At 47.7% G+C, this 19,892-nt stretch carries 18 protein-coding genes; 9 read left to right on the plus strand and 9 right to left on the minus strand.

What is annotated here, in order from left to right:
- Positions 1 to 223 precede the first annotated feature (223 nt).
- The 3 genes from AC0YNV_RS18600 to AC0YNV_RS18610 all read right to left on the minus strand — a co-directional run bounded on the left by AC0YNV_RS18600 (position 224) and on the right by AC0YNV_RS18610 (position 4,215).
- Positions 224 to 1,318 (minus strand): HD-GYP domain-containing protein, encoded by a 1,095-nt coding sequence (locus tag AC0YNV_RS18600; protein WP_475769378.1) that lies wholly within the window; start codon positions 1,316 to 1,318, stop codon positions 224 to 226.
- A gap of 38 nt (positions 1,319 to 1,356) precedes the next feature.
- A complete protein-coding gene (gene gyrA / locus AC0YNV_RS18605; RefSeq protein ID WP_475769379.1) occupies positions 1,357 to 3,894 on the minus strand; it encodes a DNA gyrase subunit A in 2,538 nt (845 codons plus the stop codon).
- Positions 3,895 to 4,008: 114 nt separating this feature from the next.
- Positions 4,009 to 4,215, minus strand: a complete 207-nt coding sequence (locus tag AC0YNV_RS18610; protein ID WP_475769380.1) for a hypothetical protein — start codon at positions 4,213 to 4,215, stop codon at positions 4,009 to 4,011.
- A gap of 66 nt (positions 4,216 to 4,281) precedes the next feature.
- On the opposite strand from AC0YNV_RS18610, the gene AC0YNV_RS18615 reads away from it, so the two are divergent.
- Positions 4,282 to 5,046: a YheC/YheD family protein gene (locus AC0YNV_RS18615; protein ID WP_475769381.1), complete on the plus strand. Its 765-nt coding sequence runs from the start codon at positions 4,282 to 4,284 to the stop codon at positions 5,044 to 5,046.
- Between the two features lie 74 nt (positions 5,047 to 5,120).
- Here AC0YNV_RS18615 and gyrB read toward each other — a convergent pair whose 3' ends face one another.
- The 6 genes from gyrB to dnaA form a co-directional block, all read right to left on the minus strand.
- Positions 5,121 to 7,037 (minus strand): DNA topoisomerase (ATP-hydrolyzing) subunit B, encoded by a 1,917-nt coding sequence (gyrB, locus tag AC0YNV_RS18620; RefSeq protein WP_475769382.1) that lies wholly within the window; start codon positions 7,035 to 7,037, stop codon positions 5,121 to 5,123.
- A 196-nt stretch (positions 7,038 to 7,233) separates the two neighbouring features.
- A complete protein-coding gene (remB, locus tag AC0YNV_RS18625; protein WP_189000361.1) occupies positions 7,234 to 7,482 on the minus strand; it encodes an extracellular matrix regulator RemB in 249 nt (82 codons plus the stop codon).
- A 26-nt stretch (positions 7,483 to 7,508) separates the two neighbouring features.
- Complete coding sequence (gene recF, locus AC0YNV_RS18630) at positions 7,509 to 8,618, minus strand: DNA replication/repair protein RecF (protein ID WP_210046596.1); 1,110 nt, start codon at positions 8,616 to 8,618, stop codon at positions 7,509 to 7,511.
- Positions 8,619 to 8,663: 45 nt separating this feature from the next.
- A complete protein-coding gene (gene yaaA, locus AC0YNV_RS18635) occupies positions 8,664 to 8,879 on the minus strand; it encodes a S4 domain-containing protein YaaA (protein ID WP_210046597.1) in 216 nt (71 codons plus the stop codon).
- A 16-nt stretch (positions 8,880 to 8,895) separates the two neighbouring features.
- The gene (dnaN, locus tag AC0YNV_RS18640) at positions 8,896 to 10,038 is read right to left on the minus strand and encodes a DNA polymerase III subunit beta (protein ID WP_210046598.1); all 1,143 of its coding nucleotides are present in this window, start codon (positions 10,036 to 10,038) and stop codon (positions 8,896 to 8,898) included.
- Positions 10,039 to 10,283: 245 nt separating this feature from the next.
- Entirely contained in the window at positions 10,284 to 11,636 is a 1,353-nt protein-coding gene (dnaA, locus tag AC0YNV_RS18645; RefSeq protein ID WP_210046599.1) for a chromosomal replication initiator protein DnaA, read from the minus strand.
- Between the two features lie 658 nt (positions 11,637 to 12,294).
- On the opposite strand from dnaA, the gene rpmH reads away from it, so the two are divergent.
- The 8 genes from rpmH to noc all read left to right on the plus strand — a co-directional run bounded on the left by rpmH (position 12,295) and on the right by noc (position 19,538).
- Positions 12,295 to 12,429: a 50S ribosomal protein L34 gene (gene rpmH / locus AC0YNV_RS18650; protein WP_189000351.1), complete on the plus strand. Its 135-nt coding sequence runs from the start codon at positions 12,295 to 12,297 to the stop codon at positions 12,427 to 12,429.
- Between the two features lie 76 nt (positions 12,430 to 12,505).
- Positions 12,506 to 12,853, plus strand: coding sequence for a ribonuclease P protein component (rnpA, locus tag AC0YNV_RS18655; RefSeq protein ID WP_475769383.1), 348 nt, complete (start codon positions 12,506 to 12,508; stop codon positions 12,851 to 12,853).
- A 136-nt stretch (positions 12,854 to 12,989) separates the two neighbouring features.
- Positions 12,990 to 13,766 carry a YidC/Oxa1 family membrane protein insertase gene (locus AC0YNV_RS18660; protein WP_210046601.1) on the plus strand — a complete coding sequence of 259 codons (777 nt, stop codon included), beginning with the start codon at positions 12,990 to 12,992 and terminating at the stop codon, positions 13,764 to 13,766.
- Complete coding sequence (gene jag, locus AC0YNV_RS18665; protein ID WP_475769384.1) at positions 13,763 to 14,434, plus strand: RNA-binding cell elongation regulator Jag/EloR; 672 nt, start codon at positions 13,763 to 13,765, stop codon at positions 14,432 to 14,434. The genes AC0YNV_RS18660 and jag overlap by 4 nt, the downstream gene beginning before the upstream one ends.
- Before the next feature lie 121 nt (positions 14,435 to 14,555).
- On the plus strand, positions 14,556 to 15,935 hold the full coding sequence (gene mnmE / locus AC0YNV_RS18670; RefSeq protein WP_475769695.1) for a tRNA uridine-5-carboxymethylaminomethyl(34) synthesis GTPase MnmE: 1,380 nt from the start codon (positions 14,556 to 14,558) through the stop codon (positions 15,933 to 15,935).
- Positions 15,936 to 15,964: 29 nt separating this feature from the next.
- A complete protein-coding gene (gene mnmG, locus AC0YNV_RS18675; protein WP_475769385.1) occupies positions 15,965 to 17,851 on the plus strand; it encodes a tRNA uridine-5-carboxymethylaminomethyl(34) synthesis enzyme MnmG in 1,887 nt (628 codons plus the stop codon).
- A 2-nt stretch (positions 17,852 to 17,853) separates the two neighbouring features.
- Positions 17,854 to 18,576: a 16S rRNA (guanine(527)-N(7))-methyltransferase RsmG gene (gene rsmG / locus AC0YNV_RS18680; RefSeq protein WP_475769386.1), complete on the plus strand. Its 723-nt coding sequence runs from the start codon at positions 17,854 to 17,856 to the stop codon at positions 18,574 to 18,576.
- A gap of 140 nt (positions 18,577 to 18,716) precedes the next feature.
- Complete coding sequence (gene noc / locus AC0YNV_RS18685) at positions 18,717 to 19,538, plus strand: nucleoid occlusion protein (protein WP_210046605.1); 822 nt, start codon at positions 18,717 to 18,719, stop codon at positions 19,536 to 19,538.
- Positions 19,539 to 19,892: the final 354 nt, after the last annotated feature.

Below are 19,892 nucleotides of genomic sequence, written 5' to 3' on the forward strand. Positions count from 1 at the left end.
CATTCTTGCAGGCGCCGCAAGGCTTTCCTGCTTCGTAAGCTCTCGTCGTTCGCTTCAGCGGCGACTTGATTAATATATCACATCCGCCTAGCTCATTGCAAGTACTTTTTTGAAAAAAAGTAAGTTTACTTCTTTTCTTTCCAAATAAAAAACTGTGCTATATTATCCTGCCAAAAATGCGGCAAGAAGTAATATAACACAGCCTGAGTTTGAACGTCAACATTTATTTGGAGGAATCTGTTTTAGGTATAATCTCCTCTATAAAGAGCTGCCGCTCTACTGTTAAGTTAATAATCGTTCCATTCACACTCACCCACGGACGGGTAGGAGCATTGCGGTCGGAGAATACGATCTCGCCAATCCGGTTATCACTTAAACGGACAAGGGTGCCGTTATGAAACTGTGTAACCTTTTCAATAAAGGTTTGCACATAGACCGGCTCGAGCTTCCCGAAGGAGTCCTTCTGGATCTGCTCAAGCACCACATAGGGAGAGGTCGCCTTGCGGTAAGTCCGTTTCATCGTCATCGCATTAAAGATATCAGAGATCGCAACCAACTTCGCGAATGGATGAATCTTCTGAGCCTCCAGACCAAGGGGGTAGCCGCTTCCATCAACACGCTCATGATGCTGGAGCGCTGCCAGCTTCGCCCCCTCTGTAAGAGCGGTCACGTTCTTGAGAAGCTGATAGCCATTAACCGTGTGGCGTTTCATTTCTTCGACTTCCTCGGACGTCAGGTTCGACGGCTTATTCAGGATAGCAGAATCCACTTTGGCATTGCCAATATCGTGAAGCAAGCCGGCAAGTGCCGCCTGCATCCACTCATTTCTGGGAAAACTATTCCACTGAGCCAGCATATAACAGCTCATGGCCGACATCACGCTTTTGTGAAATAAATAATCGTTGTTATTAACGGAAGCCGGAGAAAAATTTAATATTTTGTAATCACCGATATGCTGCAATAAGGCTTCGAGCTGATTCCGGATATCCAGTACAGGAATATTCACGCCGCTGTTCACTTGGGCGAACACTCTTTTGAGCAGAGCTACCGTGAGGTCATACTGCTCCATTAATGGAGATGCAGCCTTCACTGATTGCTTATTGGAGTCCGACGTTTTATCGGCACTGGAATCTTCATCCGTATTCTTATCATCAGTAGAGTTGATTACAACGCTCGGAACCAGAAATGCCTGAAGTATTTCCAGTTCCCGCGCGGTTACAATTTTACCTTTGTGAAAGAGGACACTTCCTAGAGGGGTAAGAACGTCTTGAGCAATTTTGTCTCCAGGCTTGATTTGCGAAACTGCTACTGTTGCCATAGCTCTCATCTCCATATTATGTCCTCATGCACATCAGGTCAGGATTCATCCGATTCATCAGAAGGTGTATCTACTGTTTCAATCGATTGCATGGCTTCAGATTGTCCCGGGGATTCCTGGTCCTCGCCGATCGCGTCGATGATGTCCGATTCATCGCTCTTGGCTACACGCGTCACAGTAGCGACAGAATCGTCGTCTCTAATATGGATCAGTTTGACCCCCTGCGTATTCCGGCCCATGGTGGAAATTCCGCCCATGCTTGTACGGATCATCGTTCCAAGCGAGGTCATAATCATTAGATCCTCATCATCATGCACCATTTTGAGACTGGCGATCGGGCCATTCTTTTCGGTCACATTGAGGGTTTTGATTCCTTTTCCTCCCCTGCTTTGGATCCGGTAATCATTAATCGGCGTCCGCTTCCCGTAGCCTTTGGCTGTTACGATCAGAACCTCATTCTCCGGCACGACAACATCCATGCCAATGACATAATCACCATCGTCCGCATTGATCCCTTTGACACCTGTTGCCGAACGACCCATTGGGCGCACATCCTGCTCAGGGAAGCGAATAGACATTCCTTGGCTAGTCCCCATAATAATCTCCTGGTTGCCATCGGTCAGCTTGACTCCAATTAAATCGTCATCGTCCCGCAGATTGATGGCGATTAATCCGATTTTACGGATGTTGGAATAGTCATCAAGTGGTGTTTTTTTCACAACGCCCTGTTTGGTGGCAAAGAACAGATAAAGGTCCGGATCGAACTCTTCAACCGGAATGACCGCATTGACGGTTTCGCCCGCTTCAATCTGGATCAGATTAATAATCGGCGTTCCCCGTGCTGTGCGGCTCAAATCCGGAATCTCATAGGCCTTCAACCGGTAAACTTTACCTTTGTCCGTGAAGAATAACAGGAAATGATGGGTGTTGGATACAAATAGATGCTCAACAAAGTCGTTATCCTTCGTATCCATACCGATGACTCCCCGGCCGCCGCGCTTCTGGCTGCGGTACGTGGAAACCGGCAGACGTTTCACATATCCGGAATGGGTTACCGAAATGATCACATCTTCCCGCGGAATGAGATCCTCGTCGAGGATTTCATTCTCACCTGCCATAAGCTCCGTACGGCGCTCATCACCGAATTTGGCTTTGATTTCTTCCAGTTCCTCGCTGATGATTTGCAAAACAAGCTGCTCATCGGCCAAAATGGCACGATACTCCGCGATCTTCCTCTGCAGCTCTTCATATTCCGCTTCGATTTTCTCCCGTTCCAACCCTGTGAGACGCTGCAGTCGCATCTCTAATATCGCCTGGGCTTGATCATAGCTGAGAGAGAATCTGGAAATCAGCCCTTCGCGGGCAATATCGGTAGTTTGTGATGCTCTGATAAGAGAAATGACCTCATCCAGATTATCGAGCGCGATACGCAAGCCCTCGAGAATATGAGCGCGGGCTTCCGCTTTCCTGAGATCGAACTCGGTACGGCGGCGGATAACCTCAATTTGATGCTGCAAATAGTAATACAAAATATCTCTGAGATTTAATACACGAGGCTCGTGATTAACCAATGCCAGCATATTAAAGCCGAAATTCATTTGCATCTGGGTCTGCTTGTACAAATTGTTCAAAACAACGCTGGGATTCACATCACGGCGCAGTTCCACGACCACCCGCATCCCGTTGCGGTCGGATTCGTCGCGGAGATCGGTAATTCCGTCAATATTTTTCTCCCGAACGAGCTCGGCAATTTTCTCTACGAGACGTGCCTTGTTGACCTGATAAGGCAGTTCATGGACGATGATTCGTCCTTTGCCATTGTTATCTTCTATAGTTGCTCGTGCGCGCATCGTCACCGATCCGCGTCCCGTAGTATAGGCCTGACGCAGCCCTTCCCTCCCCATCAGGAAACCGGCTGTAGGGAAATCCGGGCCTTTGATATAATCCATCAGTTCCAGCGGCGTGATCTCCGGATTTCGGATGAGCGCCTGAACACCGTCAATAACCTCACCCAGATTATGCGGGGGAATATTGGTGGCCATCCCAACCGCGATACCCGTAACCCCGTTGACTAACAGGTTTGGAAAGCGCGCCGGCAAAACGACAGGTTCATTTTCTTCCCCATCATAGTTGGGTGCGAAATCGATCGTCTCTTTGTTTATATCGCGGAGCATCTCCATAGCAATCTTCGACAAGCGAGCTTCCGTGTAACGCATAGCCGCTGCCATGTCGCCGTCAATGGATCCAAAGTTTCCATGACCGTCAATCAGCATATAACGCAGCGAAAAGTCCTGCGCCATCCGTACCATCGTTTCATAAACAGCCGAGTCTCCATGAGGATGATACTTACCGATAACTTCGCCGACGATTCTGGCGGATTTCTTATATGGCTTGTCCGGGGACATGCCCAACTCCGACATCGCGAACAGAATGCGTCGATGAACCGGCTTTAGGCCATCCCTGACATCGGGGAGCGCACGGCTCACGATAATGCTCATCGCATAATCCATGAACGAATCCCGCATCTCGACGCCGATATCGCGATTTACTACTTGCGAACGATGTTCTTCAGCCATTGTGGTCCTCCTAAAATACTTCTTGATTGATTATCATAAATGATTCAGCAGAGAAATCTTGCAGGTTTCTTCGTTGAATGCTTGTACGAGGGATACATAGAAAGAACCTTATAGTCATTTCACAATACTGCCGAGGTTAAACCTTGCTGCTGTTATAAATCTGCAGAAAGGCCCAATAAACTCCAAATTATGGGTGAATGCACTTTCCACTTTAACGCTATCGCATAAACTGATGGGGAATGGATTTTGACAGGCATATTCCGGTTCAAACAGGGAGAAAGCAAAAATAGGCATAATCCCTATTATACCATCGTTTTTCACCTCTGTCTCCTGCATGCGCTGTATTTCACCACTGGTCAAGAATAGATTCCGAAAGGCGGAGCCGCTTTGGCGATCCAACGTGTAAAAAGCAAATGGGCGAAAACAAATTCCCTGGTAAAGTCAGAAGAAATGCGTGATTCCATCCCCACTACGAAAAAATGGAGCAGCGAAACACTCCGATCAATGCTAAACGAATATAAAATGGTATATGTGAAACCCGATCAAGGCACCTTCGGCAGCGGCGTTATTCGGGTCGAAAAGCTAGAGAACGGCTACACCTACCAGCTCGGTACCCGGATCAGGACCTTTTCAGGATTCGAGGCCATGGCAGCAAGTCTGCAGACGGTCATAAAATCCCGTACTTATCTGGTACAGAGGGGAATCCATCTCCTTAAGCACAAAGGGAGAAGATTCGATATTCGCGTCATGGTTCAAAAAAATGACAGGCATGAGTGGGAATCAACGGGCATTATCGGCAGGCTCAGCCATCCTTCCAAAATCGTTACGAATTATCACAGCGGGGGCACCCCTATGACCATCGAACGATTAATGCAAAGCCATCTCACCAAGGTTCAAATTAGAAATCTTAAAAGCCGGCTGCGGAAGCTGGGCGTCTCCGTAGCCAGACAGCTGCAAAACGATTATCCACGACTTAAAGAAATAGGCGTCGATGTCGCTGTAGATACCTCATTCAAGCCGTGGATTCTGGAAGTAAATACGCTGCCCGACCCGTTCCTGTTTCGTAAACTTCCGGATAAACGGGTATTTCGAAAAATATATCGTTACGGCCTCCTCTACGGACGCTTCAAATCCACAAAAAAACGTTCGTGAACCTGTCCTTCCCATTCGTTGTTGGCAGAAAAAAACCGCCCTCGTTTCAAGCGAGCGCGGTTTTTTGTTTTTGGTTAGATATCCAGGTTTTTGACAAGTTTGGCATACTGCTGAATAAATTCGCGGCGTGGTTCGACATTATCGCCCATAAGGGTCTCAAACATCTGATCGGCTTCCATGGCATCCTCAATTGAAACCTGGAGCATAGTACGGCTTTCGGGGTCCATGGTTGTCTCCCATAGCTGCACAGCATTCATTTCTCCAAGACCTTTGTACCGCTGTACACCTACCTTAGCGCCTTCACCAAATCCTGCGATAATATCGTCGCGTTCTTTCTCGCTTTGCGCGTACCGGATGACCTTATTGCGTTCAATCTTGAACAGCGGTGGCTGGGCAATGTAGATAAAGCCGGCCTCCAGGATTTTGCGCATGTAACGATAAAGGAAGGTGAGCAGCAGGGTCCGTATATGGGCGCCGTCGACGTCGGCATCCGTCATTAGGATGACCTTATGGTAACGCGCCTTGGCAAGGTCAAAGTCGTCGCTGATGCCTGTGCCCAGTGCAGTAATGATCGCACGGATTTCGGTATTTCCCAATATCCGGTCCAGCCGCGCGCGTTCGACGTTTAGAATTTTCCCCCGCAAGGGCAGGATGGCCTGAAAATGACGATCCCGTCCCTGCTTGGCGGAACCGCCTGCCGAGTCACCCTCAACGATGTACAACTCGCTTATAGAGGCATCCTTGGAGGAGCAATCTGCCAGCTTGCCCGGAAGCGAACTGACTTCCAGGGCGCTTTTGCGTCTGGTCAGCTCACGCGCCTTACGGGCTGCCTCGCGGGCCCGGGAGGCCTGAAGCCCTTTTTCAATGATTTTCTTAGCGACGGCCGGATTCTCTTCCAGAAATTCCTGGAGCTTCTCCGCAAAGCAGGACTCCACGATACCGCGGACTTCACTATTGCCGAGCTTTGTCTTGGTCTGCCCTTCAAACTGCGGCTCGGGAATCTTGACGGATATGATCGCTGTCAGCCCTTCACGCACATCATCACCGGACAAGTTGGAATCGTTATCCTTGATGGCATTCATTTTGCGGGCGTAATCGTTGATGATCCGCGTCAATGCGCTTTTAAAGCCGGATTCATGCGTCCCGCCCTCGTGGGTATTGATATTGTTGGCAAAGGAATAAATATTCTCGCTGTAGCTGTCATTGTACTGCAAGGCGACCTCAATCTGGATATTATCCTTGGAGCCTTCCACATAAATCGGCTGCTGATGCAGAGCTTCGCGATTACGGTTCAAATACTCGACAAACTCGATAATACCGCCGTCATACCGGTACGTATTGGTCGCGCCTGTGCGCTCGTCAAGCAGTACAATTTCAATGCCTTTATTCAAAAAAGCAATCTCTCGTATACGCGATTGCAGAACCTCATATTCAAAGACTGTTGTTTCTTTGAAAATTTCCTCATCGGGCTTAAAATGAACGGTGGTTCCGGTTTCTTCGGTTTCCCCGATTATCTTCAAGTCATACTGGGGAACTCCCCGGCGGTACTCCTGCTGATGAATTTTCCCTTCGCGGCTGACGGTCACAATGACCTGTTCGGACAGAGCGTTAACAACGGATATTCCGACGCCATGAAGTCCCCCGGACACTTTATAACCGGAATCATCGCCGCCGAATTTACCGCCGGCATGTAGAACGGTCAATACGACCTCAACAGTTGGTCTTTTCAGCTTGGCATTCTCCCCGACGGGAATCCCCCGGCCGTTATCGACGACGGTTACACTGTTATCCTCATGCACAGTAACCAGGATCCGGTCACAGTAACCAGCCAGCGCTTCATCGATACTGTTGTCGACAACCTCCCATACGAGATGGTGAAGACCTTTGGAGCTGGTGGAGCCGATATACATCCCGGGACGCTTACGAACAGCTTCCAAACCTTCCAGGACTTGTATTTGACTTTCATTATACGTATTCTGGTTCAACGACATGCTGGAATTCACTGCTCCTCTCAATGCTTGATACCTGAGCGTTCTCGTGGGAAAACGCAACTTCGTAACCATAATCTTCGGCGCTTTCGTGAGAAATTGTACCTCAAATGCCCTGGCGGCAGATAGAAAAAGACGCACCCTTGATCCTAAATCTCTATACGTGCATAAGCTAAGCTTACGGGTCTACCGAATACAGTTAATTGGTCGCGAAATGATGCGATCGCTTCTTCAATGTGGAGGAAGATATCGGGGAATAATAGATTTTTTGCTGGGTGACCACGATTGATTTTGCCTCTTCCTCACCGATCACTTCAACGTCCTTGCGTTTGCGGGCTTGAGCTACGAATTGCTTGGAAAGCTTGGAGGACTGTTCGATGGAAATATCAAAGATCGCCACGAGCTCCGCGGCGCGAATTATTTTTTCTCCGCCCAAATGTATATACATAGCTTCCACCCTTCGTTCGTGCCGCATTAAAGAATGACTTCGCCATTGCGGACATGATAGATTCGAGAGCCCTGCAGCTTGCTCACATCGACGCTCTCCAGACCTGTTGTGGTAATAAAGGTCTGTACCTTGCTCTGAAAGGTTTCAATCAGCTGTGTCTGCCGATTCTGGTCAAGCTCCGATAAAACATCATCCAGCAGCAGCAGCGGATATTCTCCGATTTCCTCATGAATGAGTTCAATCTCAGCCAGCTTGAGCGATAACGCGGTTGTACGCTGCTGCCCTTGTGAACCGTAGACGGCAGCTTCCTTGCCATTTATAAAAAAGGCCAGATCATCGCGGTGGGGGCCGACAAGCGTCATCCCACGGCGCAGTTCCTGATCTTTTACCTGTGTTAACTTTATCATAAATTGCTCAAATAAAACAGATTCTTCTTCCGCAGCGTCCGTATCGAAGGAGGGACGGTAGACAATTGTCAATTCCTCCGCCCCCGCCGTTATGCCGGAATGGATATGCTGAGCCCACTTTTGCAGCTTATGAATAAAGCTTTGCCTTTTTTTCATAATTTTAACACCATACTCAATAAGCTGCATATTCCACACGTCGAGCATGGCCTGCTGGGAGCTTGACGGGGAGGAGGCTTTTAAATAATTGTTACGCTGCAAAAGCACTTTGTGATACTGTCCCAGCGAATGCAAATAACCAGGCTGCACCTGGCCGATTTCCATATCCAGGAACCGCCTGCGGATGCCAGGTGTTCCTTTTACAATTTCCAGATCCTCGGGTGCAAACATGACAACATTAAGCGATCCGACAAAATCACTCAGCTTCCGCTGCTCCAGGCCATTGATCCTGGCCTTCTTCCCTTGAGTGGACAAGGTCAGATCCAGCTTGAGCGTGCCGTATTTTTTCTCCACTTCCCCAAGAATTCTTGCGTCGCTGGACTGCCAGCCGATCAGTTCCTTGTCTTTGCTGGTACGATGGGATTTGGTTAACGCCAGCACAAATATCGCTTCCAGCAGATTCGTTTTTCCCTGGGCATTGGGGCCGACAAACAGATTGACCTGACTGTCTGTTTTCACTTCCAGCTGTTCATAGTTGCGGTAATGCTGCAATTGTATGGAATTCAGATACACCGTGCTGCCTCCCGTTTGCTGCCTATGCTTAATTGCATTGACGCATTAACGCTTTACGACCGTAAAGAGGCCATGTCCCTTTATTTCGACCCGGTCACCGCTGTAAAGCTTACGGCCCCTCCGATTATCCGCTTCTCCATTGATCTTGACCTCGGCTTCCTGCAAAAAAAACTTCGCAGCCCCGCCCGTATCGATGCACCCTGACAGCTTTAGAAACTGCCCAAGCGCGATATATTCCGTCGTAATTTCAACTTCCGTCATGTTCTGATTGCTCCCTTTAGCCTGTAGTCCGGTACGGCAGTATGAGATGCAGGCTGTGTGAATGGTCCGTCGGCTTAATGATAATAGGGCTCATCGCTCCGGTAAATCCGATGAACAAATATTCGCTGTCGATGACTTTAAGGGCATCGAGCACATATTTGGAATTAAAGGCAATACGCAGCGGCTCGCCGTTCATTTCCTTGACTTCCAGCTGCTCCGTAACCCGCCCAAGCTCAGCAGAGCTGGAGGAAATTTCGATGGTGCCGTCCTCCTGCGTCATCAGGCGGACAATATTCGTTTTCTCTTCCCGGGACATCAAATAGGCCCGGTCTATCGAATCCGTTAATTTTTTTGTGTTGAGCACCAGTTCTGTTTTGAACTGCTGCGGAATAATTTTAGAAGTATCGGGGTAGGTCCCATCCAATATACGCGAATAAAACAGGACATGTCCAATTTTGAACAAAACCTGGTTGTCAGCGACGAAAATATTCACATGGCTGTTGTCGTCGGGGATGAGCCGGGACAGTTCATTGAGCGTTTTTCCGGAAATAACGACATTGGAGAACCGGTAGTCGGCTTCTGTTTGAACGTTAGCGGTACGGCTGGCCAGGCGGTGGCGGTCCGTTGCGACAAATTTCAACTGTCCTTCAGCCAGATTCCATAAGGTACCGGTCAAAATAGGCGTTTGTTCACTGGTGGAGGTGGCGAATACCGTTTGCCGGATCATCATTTTGAGCATATCGCCGGGAACGGAAATCGTGTCTTTCTCTTCTATGGTCGGGAGGATGGGAAATTCCTCCGGATCAAGGCCAATCATTTGAATATCAGTGGAGCCGGAGCGGATCATCGTCTGGTGATTGTCCTTCACTTCGATTTCGAGCTCATCCGACGGCAGTTTTTTGACAATCTCGACGAAGAATTTGGCTGGAAGCACAACGCTTCCCGGCTTGTCGATTCGGGCGACGACAAATTCTCCATTTTCCACAGGAATGAAGCTTTGGATCGAAATATCGGTGTCGCTTGCTGTCAGGGTGACGCCTTGATGGGTGACATCAAACTTGATTCCCCCAAGGATAGGAATAGCAGGCCTCGATGAAGAGGCTTTGGAAACTTGCTGGATGGCATCATTGAGCTGGTCTTTTCTGATCATTAGTTTCATCTTGGTTTCACTCCTAAAATAGCTTCCTGAAAAATAGAGTCAATTGAGCACGGTTTTGGGCTTTGTTTGTGAATCCTTTTTCACTCTAAATTGATGATGTTTATTTAATTATTTATTAGCCGTAGTCGTAGTAGGGGGCCGGAATATGTGGATAAGTGAATAAAATGCTGATAAATCAAGCCTATCCACATGTGTACAGGCTGTGCATAGGCTTGGAGAATTTTTGTATCCACTTGTGTATAAAATCAGGTGTGATTTTTGATCTTATCGGTAAGCGTCTGGACGATTTTATATAAGTCCTGATCAATCTTGAGCTGCTGTGTAATTTTCTCGTGGGCATGGATAACGGTTGTATGATCCCGGCCCCCGAAAGCCTCGCCTATTTTGGGAAGCGAGAAATCCGTCAGCTCACGGGACAAGTACATGGCAACCTGACGCGGAAAAGCGACCGCCTTGGTCCGTTTGCGTGCTTTGAACTCCTCCAGCTTAAGTCCATACAGCTCGCCGACCTTCTGCTGTATATCCTGCATCGTGATCATTCTCGGACGGCTGGATGGAATAATATCCTTCAGTGCTTCCGCTGCCAAATGGGAGGATATATCTTCGTTGATAAGGGAAGAATAGGCCACCACACGGATTAGAGCCCCTTCGAGCTCCCGGATGTTCGTATCTATTTGACTGGCTATGTAAACCATCGCTTCATTGGGAATATCCAGGTTCTCCGCTCTTGCTTTCTTTCTTAATATAGCAATCCGCGTCTCCAGGTCAGGCGGTTGAATATCTGTTATAAGTCCCCATTCAAAACGGGAACGAAGCCGTTCTTCGAGAGTCGGAATCTCTTTGGGCGGCCGGTCACTGGAGATCACAATCTGTTTGCGTTCTTCATGCAGAGCGTTGAAGGTATGGAAAAACTCCTCCTGCGTCTGTTCCTTGCCGGCCAGAAACTGAATATCATCGATAAGCAGCACATCAATGTTGCGGTATTTCGTGCGGAAGCTCTCCCCGCGGTTGTCTCTGATTGCATTGATAAATTCGTTGGTAAACTTCTCTGAAGACAAATAAAGTACCCGTGTGCTGGGAACATGCTCCAAGATATAATGGCCGATCGCATGCATCAGATGTGTTTTGCCGAGTCCAACTCCGCCATAGAGAAAAAGCGGGTTATAAGCTTTGGCCGGCGCCTCGGCGACAGCCAGGGATGCTGCATGGGCAAAACGGTTGTTGGCCCCAATGACAAAGGTATCAAATGTGTATTTGGGATTGAGCATATAGGAGAACGTTTCTTCGGGTCCGACATGAACGGTAGGGATGATCTGCGGCTGTTCAATGGCAGGCTCCGGCGGTTTATTCTCTTCAATCACAAATTTGATATCGTATTGGCGGCCCAGAAATTCTTGCAGCGTTGTCCGCACAAGCTTCGTATAACGGCTTTCGAGCCATTCGGCCGCAAAAGTCGTAGGTGCTGTCACAATGACCATAGAATCGCCGCTGAACGAGGCTTTTGTCGCTTTGAACCAAGTGTCGAAACTTGGCTTGCTCAGCTTTGTTTGTATGATCGACAGCACCTGTTGCCACATTTCGTGCGTATGGCTATCCACAGATTGTCACTCCTTATCCAATTCGCCGAAAGTCGGCATGGCTGTGCATAAAGATGTCGAAATTTCGGGTATTGGGAACCAATCGTCCACATTATGTAGGATGGACACTAGAATTTTATCAAAAGGGGATGAATGTTGTTCACATTGTTATCCACAGGCTGTTGATAAAGCTGAGGGGGATATGGAGTCATCCACACAGAAAACAAGTCTATCATAGCAAAAGAACCCTTGTTTTTCAACGAGTTGGCGGAATTTATCCACAAATTCTATAGGTTGTGTATAAAAGTTATGGACAACACAAGATATTGTTAATATCATGTTAAGAATTCGACAATTGCCGAGGAATAGCCGGAAAATCCATCCACATGTTATTAACTTTTGCCCGCAGCCGTGCGGTTTTGCCAATTATCCACAATATGCGGCAGCGGCAAATAATTTTCTCTTCTATATAGAGACTCCTTCGAAATATGGAATGATTGACATTATGCGGGCATCATGGTTTAATTGAAAAAGGCGTTTTTTAAAGATGAACGTGGTTCTGCTCGCAATGACTGAAATGCCGTTCATGCTTGGTGAATGTGATAATCAACGCTCGTGTAAACGGCGAGGAATAGATTTTCGCTGGTTGAGGGAGTACGTAAAACAGGAGGTGCAAGAAATGAGACCGACATTTAGACCGAATGTTAGCAAACGCAAGAAAGTTCACGGATTCCGTAAACGGATGGCTTCCAAAAATGGACGTAAAGTGCTGAGCGCCCGCCGTCAAAGAGGCAGAAAAGTACTGAGTGCTTAAGCATAAGACCACTACCGTGGTCTTTTTTTAATTTAATCGGGAATAATTGAACATAAAGGTCCGGTGAAGAAGAGCCGTGCAAAGAAAGCTGCGTTTACGAAACCGCGAAGATTTCAGCCGGATTTACCGACACGGTAAATCGTTCGCCAACAGCCAGTTTGTCGTTTACTGGTCGCGCCAATACAAATCGGATCCATTCCGGCTTGGTGTTTCGGCCAGCAAAAAAATAGGCAATGCCGTCGTTCGTAACCGGATGCGCAGGCTTGTGAAGGAAATCGTCAGGCAAAATGCGGAACGAATAATCGTACAGCTTGATTTCATTATTATTGTCCGCAAACCTGCTGTCGGCATGAAGATTGCTGAGCTGGAAAAAAGCATGCTGCATATTCTTAAAAAGGCCGGTCTTCTCAAGATGACGCGATAGGGTTGTAATCGCTTTATCAAGGATGTCCGGGCTTGTTTCTTTGTGCCATAAAATGTGATATAGTTTACGATAAAGAATTAGCAAGGTTGACCCGCCCGGTCATCATGCTTGATGGTGCCAGAGAGAGGAGTTTTACATGTTGTCCCGTATTTCGAAACGTACCTGGTTTACTTTTTTCGCGTTAGCTGCAGTGATGCTGCTGCTGAGCGGCTGCTCGTCCACCACACATCCGGTATCCATGGATCAGCTGGCAAACGGGAATTTCTGGCAGAGGAATGTCGTTTATTACTTTTCATTGACTCTTGAGAATTTCGCCAAATGGTTTGGCGGCGAATACGGCATCGCCATTCTATTGATGGTTGTCATTGTCCGGACGATCATTCTGCCTCTGACACTGAAGCAGTACCGCAGTTCCAAGGCGATGCAGGCCCTGCAGCCTGAGCTTGCCAAGATAAAAGAAAAAAACAAGGATAATCCGCAGAAGCAGCAGGAAGAAACCATGAAGCTTTTCCAGCAGCATAAGGTTAATCCGCTGGCTGGCTGTTTGCCGCTTCTTGTGCAGATGCCTATCTTTATCGCGCTTTACAACTCGATTTATATGAATGAAAACATACGGGAACATACTTTTTTGTGGCTGCAGCTGGGAGAGAAGGATCCGTATTACGTCCTGCCGGTTCTTGCAGCGATAACGACTTTCGTCCAGTCCAAGATGATGCAGTCTCAGCAAAAAGCAATGCCGGCCATGCAGGGGATCATGATGATATTCCCGGTCCTGATCTTCGTTATGGCGCTGTCATTCCCGGCTGCGCTGCCTCTGTACTGGATTTTCAGCAACATTTATACCATTGTTCAAAACTATTTTCTGTACGTACGCACCTCAACCAAGGGTAAGGAGAGTGTACCTGCGAAATGAAGAAAACCGTAGCATCGGGCAAAACGATCGAAGATGCTGTACGAAACGGATTAACGGAGTTACAAGTTACGGCGGACCGTGTAAACGTGTCCGTGCTTGAACAGCCCTCCAGAGGGTTGTTCGGGTTGATTGGTGTGCGGGCGGCCAGGGTAGAGCTTACGCTGCTGCCCGAGCCAGAGCCGGTGCCGGTGGAACTGCCGGAATCTCGGCAGGAAACAATCGATCCTATTGCGGAAGCTGAGCGATTTGTCACCGAAGTGGCGGGTACGATGGGACTTACGATCACGATTGACCGTCATAATTCGAGGGACGGGCTGGTTCTCTCGCTGTCTGGGAGTGGAGATCTTGGTATGCTCATTGGCCGGCGGGGTCAAACACTTGATGCTTTGCAATATTTGGTTAACATCGTAGCTAACCGTTATGCCGACAGCCATCTTCGCATCGTGCTCGATGCTGAGGATTTTCGGGAACGCAGACGCAAGACGCTGGAGGATTTATCCGATCGACTGGCAGGGCAGGTCATTCGTTCAAGAAAAGAAGTGGTTCTTGAACCGATGTCGCCTCATGAGCGGAAGATTATTCATTCGCAGCTCCAGAATCACGCCAAGATAAAAACGTTCAGCAAAGGCGACGAACCCAATCGGCGTGTTGTGATTACACTTAAATAAACACTTGGATAACACAACTTCTTCCCAGCAATGGCTCTTTAACGGTCATTGCTCGTTTTGTTTTGAATGAACGGAGTACTTTTCTTTAGAAAGAAAGGGTTGGAGGCTTTATAACGTCATGATGAATGAAGATACGATTGCCGCCATTTCGACAGCTGTCGGAGAGGGCGGCATTGCCGTTATACGGGTAAGCGGAAATGAAGCCGTCCGTGAAACGGCAAAGCTGTTCCGGTCAAAGTCGAATATAGAGGAAGCGCCCTCGCATACTGTTCATTACGGTCATATTGTGAATCCGGCCAGCGGCGAAGTCGTGGAGGAGCTGTTGTTGACCGTCCTGAGGGGGCCGCGTTCCTTCACGGCCGAGGATGTTGTGGAGCTGAGCACACACGGAGGCGTGGTTGCGGTCAAGCGCGTTCTGGAGCTTTTGCTAAAGGAAGGGTCTGTGCGGATCGCAGAGCCAGGCGAGTTTACAAAGCGGGCCTTCTTGAATGGGAGAATCGATTTGACGCAGGCTGAAGCCGTTATCGATCTGATACGCTCCAAATCGGACCGGGCGTTCACTGTTGCCATGAAGCAGGCAGAAGGCGCGCTGTCGAAAAAGGTCAAAGCCTTGCGCCATTCACTTGTCGAGCTTCTCGCGCATATTGAAGTCAATATCGATTATCCGGAGCATGATGTAACGGAAATGACTAATGCATATATTTGCCAACGCAGCAGGGAGGCAATTGACGAAATCAACCTGTTGCTAAAAACCGCTGCTGAAGGCAAAATATTAAGAGAAGGCATTGTGACGGCCATTGTAGGGCGGCCCAATGTCGGCAAGTCCTCACTGCTGAATGCGTTGGTGCAGGAGAATAAGGCTATCGTGACAGAAATCGCCGGTACTACCCGGGATGTGATCGAGGAATTTGTCACAATCGGCGGCATTCCGCTGAGACTGCTTGATACGGCAGGCATCCGGGAGACTACCGATGTTGTCGAGAAGATTGGTGTGGAACGTTCAAGATCCGCACTTGCCGATGCCGATTTAATTTTGTTTATGCTCAATGCCGGGGAGCCGCTGCATGAGGACGACCGGCTGTTGATGGAGCAGCTTCGCGGGCGGCAGGTTATCGTTCTCTTGAACAAGACTGATTTGCCCCAGGCAATGGATACATCAGAGATTGAAGAGTTGTTTTCTCCGGAATCGATCCTTCGATTATCTGTACTGCAGGAAACCGGATTGGATCACCTTGAGCAGGCGATCAGCCGGATGTTCTTTAATGGACAGCTGGAATCAGCGGATCTGACCTACGTGAGCAATGTCAGGCATATAACGCTGCTTGGACATGCAAAGCAATCTCTTATTGATGCAATGGATGCTACGGAAATTGGCATTCCCATTGATATTGTGCAAATAGATGTTCGTCTGGCATGGGAGCAGCTTGGAGAATTGCTAGGCGATTCGGTATCTGAGTCTCTAATTGATCAAATCTTCTCTCAGTTCTGTTTAGGTAAATAATTTTATGAAGCAAGGAGGGTTTATGAAAAATGGGTTATGAAGCAGGACAATACGATGTCATTGTTGTAGGAGCAGGTCATGCCGGCTGTGAAGCGGCACTTGCAGCCGCCCGGATGGGAAGCGAAACGCTGCTGCTGACAATCAATTTGGATATGGTTGCCTTTATGCCATGTAATCCATCGATTGGCGGACCGGCTAAAGGGCATGTCGTTCGCGAAATTGATGCGCTTGGCGGAGAAATGGGACGCAACATCGATAAAACGTTTATTCAAATGAGGATGCTGAATACAGGTAAAGGGCCTGCTGTTCATGCACTGCGTGCACAAGCTGACAAATTTATGTACCAGCATTTTATGAAGAAGACAATCGAGGAGACCGACCATCTGACACTTCGTCAAGGGATGGTGGAGGAGCTGGTAATTGAGGACGGGGCATGTGTAGGGGTAGTCACGAAGACCGGAGCTGTCTACCGGGCGAAAGCTGTTGTAGTGACAACAGGAACCTACCTTCGCGGTAAAGTTATTATGGGTGAGCTGATGTACGAGAGCGGCCCCAATAATCAACAGCCTTCTGTCAAGCTGTCGGCCAGTTTGAAGGAACTCGGCCTTGAACTGGTACGATTCAAAACAGGTACGCCGCCAAGGGTACATGGAGACACGATTGATTTTAGCAAAACGGAAATTCAGCCCGGCGACGAGAAGCCTAAATTCTTCTCCTACGACACGGTATCTTCCGACAATGAACAATTGCCGTGCTGGTTGACCTACACCTCCGAAGAGACGCATCGGATCATCAATGATAATCTCCATCGTTCTCCCTTGTTTTCGGGTCAGATTGAAGGAACCGGTCCACGGTATTGTCCGTCGATTGAAGACAAGATTGTTCGTTTCGCCGACAAACCGAAGCATCAGATCTTCCTCGAGCCGGAAGGAAAGAACACATCGGAGTATTATGTGCAGGGATTATCGACAAGTATGCCGGAAGATGTCCAATTAAGCATTCTGCGTTCGATCCCTGGTCTGGAAAAAGTGGAGATGATGCGGACCGGATATGCCATCGAATACGATGCCGTGGTTCCTACGCAGCTCTGGCCTTCGCTCGAAACGAAGATTGTACCGGGTTTATTTACAGCCGGACAAATTAATGGCACCTCCGGTTATGAGGAGGCAGCAGGCCAAGGCATTATGGCAGGCATTAATGCAGCACGTAAAGTGCAGAAGCTTGAGCCTGTCATAATCGGCCGTGCGCAAGGATATATTGGCGTCCTCATCGATGATTTGGTGACGAAAGGAACCAATGAGCCTTACCGCCTACTTACATCGCGTGCCGAATACCGGCTGCTGCTTAGACATGACAATGCGGATCTGCGATTGACGCCGCTTGGTTACGAAATCGGGCTGATTCCTGGAGCGCGTCACGAACGGTTTTTGCGCAAAAAAGCGTTGGTTGAACAAGAGATTGAACGATTGAAAACAGCGAAAATCAAACCGGAAGACATTGAACCTGTTCTTACGGAGCTTAATTCGACGCCGCTGCAATTTACAACGGATGCCTTAACGCTGCTTCGCCGTCCGGAATTGACTTACGCCCATATTGAACCTTTTATTCCTTCTCCGTTCGAGCTTACAGAAGAGATGAAGGAGCAGGTCGAGATCCAGATTAAATACGCTGGTTATATCGAAAAACAGCTGGTCCAGGTTGAACGTCTCGGAAAAATGGAAAAGAAACGGATACCGGAGGATATCGATTATTCGCTCGTGCATGGGATTGCGATAGAAGCAAAGCAGAAGCTTGCCTTGATTCGTCCGCTTTCCATTGGGCAAGCGTCAAGAATATCGGGTGTTACACCAGCCGATCTTTCTATTCTTCTTGTCCATCTTGAACATTACAATAGGGTGACAGCTGCGCGGGGGTAATAATGGATCAAACAGAACAATGGTTTGTGCAGCTGCTGCACGATAATAATATAATGATTTCCGACTACCAGGTGAAGCAATTCGATCAGTATTACCACCTGCTTATCGAATGGAATGAAAAAATGAATTTAACCGGTATTACAGAAAGAGAAGCGGTGTACGAGAAGCACTTCTACGACTCGCTTTCTCTTTCTTTCTTTCTGGATATGGGAGCGGTAAGTTCATTGGCAGATATCGGCTCCGGGGCAGGGTTTCCAAGCATTCCGCTAAAAATTTGTTTTCCTCACCTGAAAGTAACAATTGTCGATTCTTTAAATAAACGGATTCAATTTTTGCAGCATGTGGCTGCGGAATTGAAGCTTGCTGACTTTACATGCATTCATGGAAGAGCAGAGGATGTTGCAAGGCTTCCCGGCCAGCGTGATGCTTATGATTTGGTAACAGCTCGTGCGGTAGCGAGGTTAAGTGCGCTTAATGAGCTTTGCCTGCCCTTTGCCAGGATCGCCGGTGTTTTTGCCGCCATGAAGGGTGCCAACTCAGAAGAAGAACTGCTGGAAGCAAGGAAGAGCATGGCTTTGCTCAAAGGCCAGTTGCGTGAAACTCATCTGTTCAAGCTTCCTTTCGAACAGGCTGATCGAAGTATCATTGTCATTGATAAAAAAGGCGCAACTCCATTACAATATCCTCGCAAAGCGGGGTTGCCGCTTAAGCAGCCTTTGGTTTGAATTGAAATGTTCCACGTGAAACATTAACGTCGGCTTTTTTATTACATTATCCCTATGTCAAGCAGGAAATCAACTTTCAGCCGACGAATTAGTAATAACGACAATACTCGGCACTTTGAATTCGGGTGGTAGTTGAAGCGATGAAAGAACAATTTTCCAGGTTATTCGGCCTAGCCGATCCAAAGAGCAGTAATCAGGATGAAGTGAAGCATATCGCCATAGGTGAAATTGATGCCAGTCCTTATCAACCGCGAACTGTATTTGACGATGATCGGATTGATGAACTGAGTCAAACCATTAAGACCCATGGCGTCATTCAGCCGATCGTTGTGAGAATTCGCAATAAGCGTTATGAAATCATAGCAGGCGAGCGTCGATATCGAGCTGTTAAAAAACTTGGTCTTGAAACGATTCCTGCAATTATTCGCGAATTTAATGATTCTCAAGCAGCATCGATTGCATTAATTGAGAATCTTCAGCGTGAAGGGCTCTCGGCTATTGAAGAAGCAATCGCCTATCAGAAATTGATTGATCTACATAACCTTACTCAGGAGAGTCTGGCTCAGAGGTTAGGAAAGAGCCAATCTACGATTGCCAACAAGATTCGATTGTTAGGTCTTGGCGAAATAGTGAAGACGGCTCTGATGGAACGGAAAATTACGGAAAGACATGCCAGAGCAATGCTCGGGCTGGATACGGAAGAACTCCAGGCGAAGGTATTAAATGATGTCCTTTCCAAGGAACTGAACGTCAAGCAGACCGAAGCCCGTGTCGCTTTCTACAAGGAAGTAACAAAAGCCGGAAAATCGAAACGAGTTTCCTTTACGAAAGATGTTCGTTTAGCTCTTAATACAATCAGGCAGTCCATTGATATGGTTTCGGGCTCGGGGCTGCAGATCAAGACCAATGAAAAAGACTATGAAGATCATTACGAGATTGTCATAAAAATTCCAAAACGCTGATAAATTTTAAGGGCAACACAAATAGACCAACCATTACTTCAAATATTCTAAGGCATACATTTATTAGGTTGGCCTTATTGATATTCGCTGGGTTGGATTCCACTGAAATGTCACGCAGCCGTTTCTTGAAATATCAGAAAGTATAAATTATAGTTCATACTATTTTTTATATTTCTGAGGGGAAAAACTAACTAAGCCGCCAGAACGGCTCAGCCGTTTCTTTTTGATTCATTTCATAATGGCAACCATGGCCGTCCGTGTTTATCGGGCGGCATCGCCATTTTGTCTAATTGAAAAACATTTACCCTATTCATACAGAATGAAAACTCATTTTCAAAGAAATGGGTTTGAGAA

This window comes from Paenibacillus sp. JT31N11, assembly GCF_056269285.1.

What these genes read in the sequence shown, in the direction of transcription:
- mnmE (WP_475769695.1), top strand. Translation starts at nt 14,556, where the DNA reads ATGAATGAAGATACGATTGCCGCCATTTCGACAGCTGTCGGAGAGGGC.
- dnaN (WP_210046598.1), bottom strand. Translation starts at nt 10,038, where the DNA reads ATGAAACTAATGATCAGAAAAGACCAGCTCAATGATGCCATCCAGCAA.
- mnmG (WP_475769385.1), top strand. Translation starts at nt 15,965, where the DNA reads ATGGGTTATGAAGCAGGACAATACGATGTCATTGTTGTAGGAGCAGGT.
- jag (WP_475769384.1), top strand. Translation starts at nt 13,763, where the DNA reads ATGAAGAAAACCGTAGCATCGGGCAAAACGATCGAAGATGCTGTACGA.
- yaaA (WP_210046597.1), bottom strand. Translation starts at nt 8,879, where the DNA reads ATGACGGAAGTTGAAATTACGACGGAATATATCGCGCTTGGGCAGTTT.
- gyrA (WP_475769379.1), bottom strand. Translation starts at nt 3,894, where the DNA reads ATGGCTGAAGAACATCGTTCGCAAGTAGTAAATCGCGATATCGGCGTC.
- AC0YNV_RS18660 (WP_210046601.1), top strand. Translation starts at nt 12,990, where the DNA reads ATGTTGTCCCGTATTTCGAAACGTACCTGGTTTACTTTTTTCGCGTTA.
- noc (WP_210046605.1), top strand. Translation starts at nt 18,717, where the DNA reads ATGAAAGAACAATTTTCCAGGTTATTCGGCCTAGCCGATCCAAAGAGC.
- AC0YNV_RS18600 (WP_475769378.1), bottom strand. Translation starts at nt 1,318, where the DNA reads ATGGCAACAGTAGCAGTTTCGCAAATCAAGCCTGGAGACAAAATTGCT.
- rpmH (WP_189000351.1), top strand. Translation starts at nt 12,295, where the DNA reads ATGAGACCGACATTTAGACCGAATGTTAGCAAACGCAAGAAAGTTCAC.
- rsmG (WP_475769386.1), top strand. Translation starts at nt 17,854, where the DNA reads ATGGATCAAACAGAACAATGGTTTGTGCAGCTGCTGCACGATAATAAT.
- remB (WP_189000361.1), bottom strand. Translation starts at nt 7,482, where the DNA reads ATGTATATACATTTGGGCGGAGAAAAAATAATTCGCGCCGCGGAGCTC.
- gyrB (WP_475769382.1), bottom strand. Translation starts at nt 7,037, where the DNA reads ATGTCGTTGAACCAGAATACGTATAATGAAAGTCAAATACAAGTCCTG.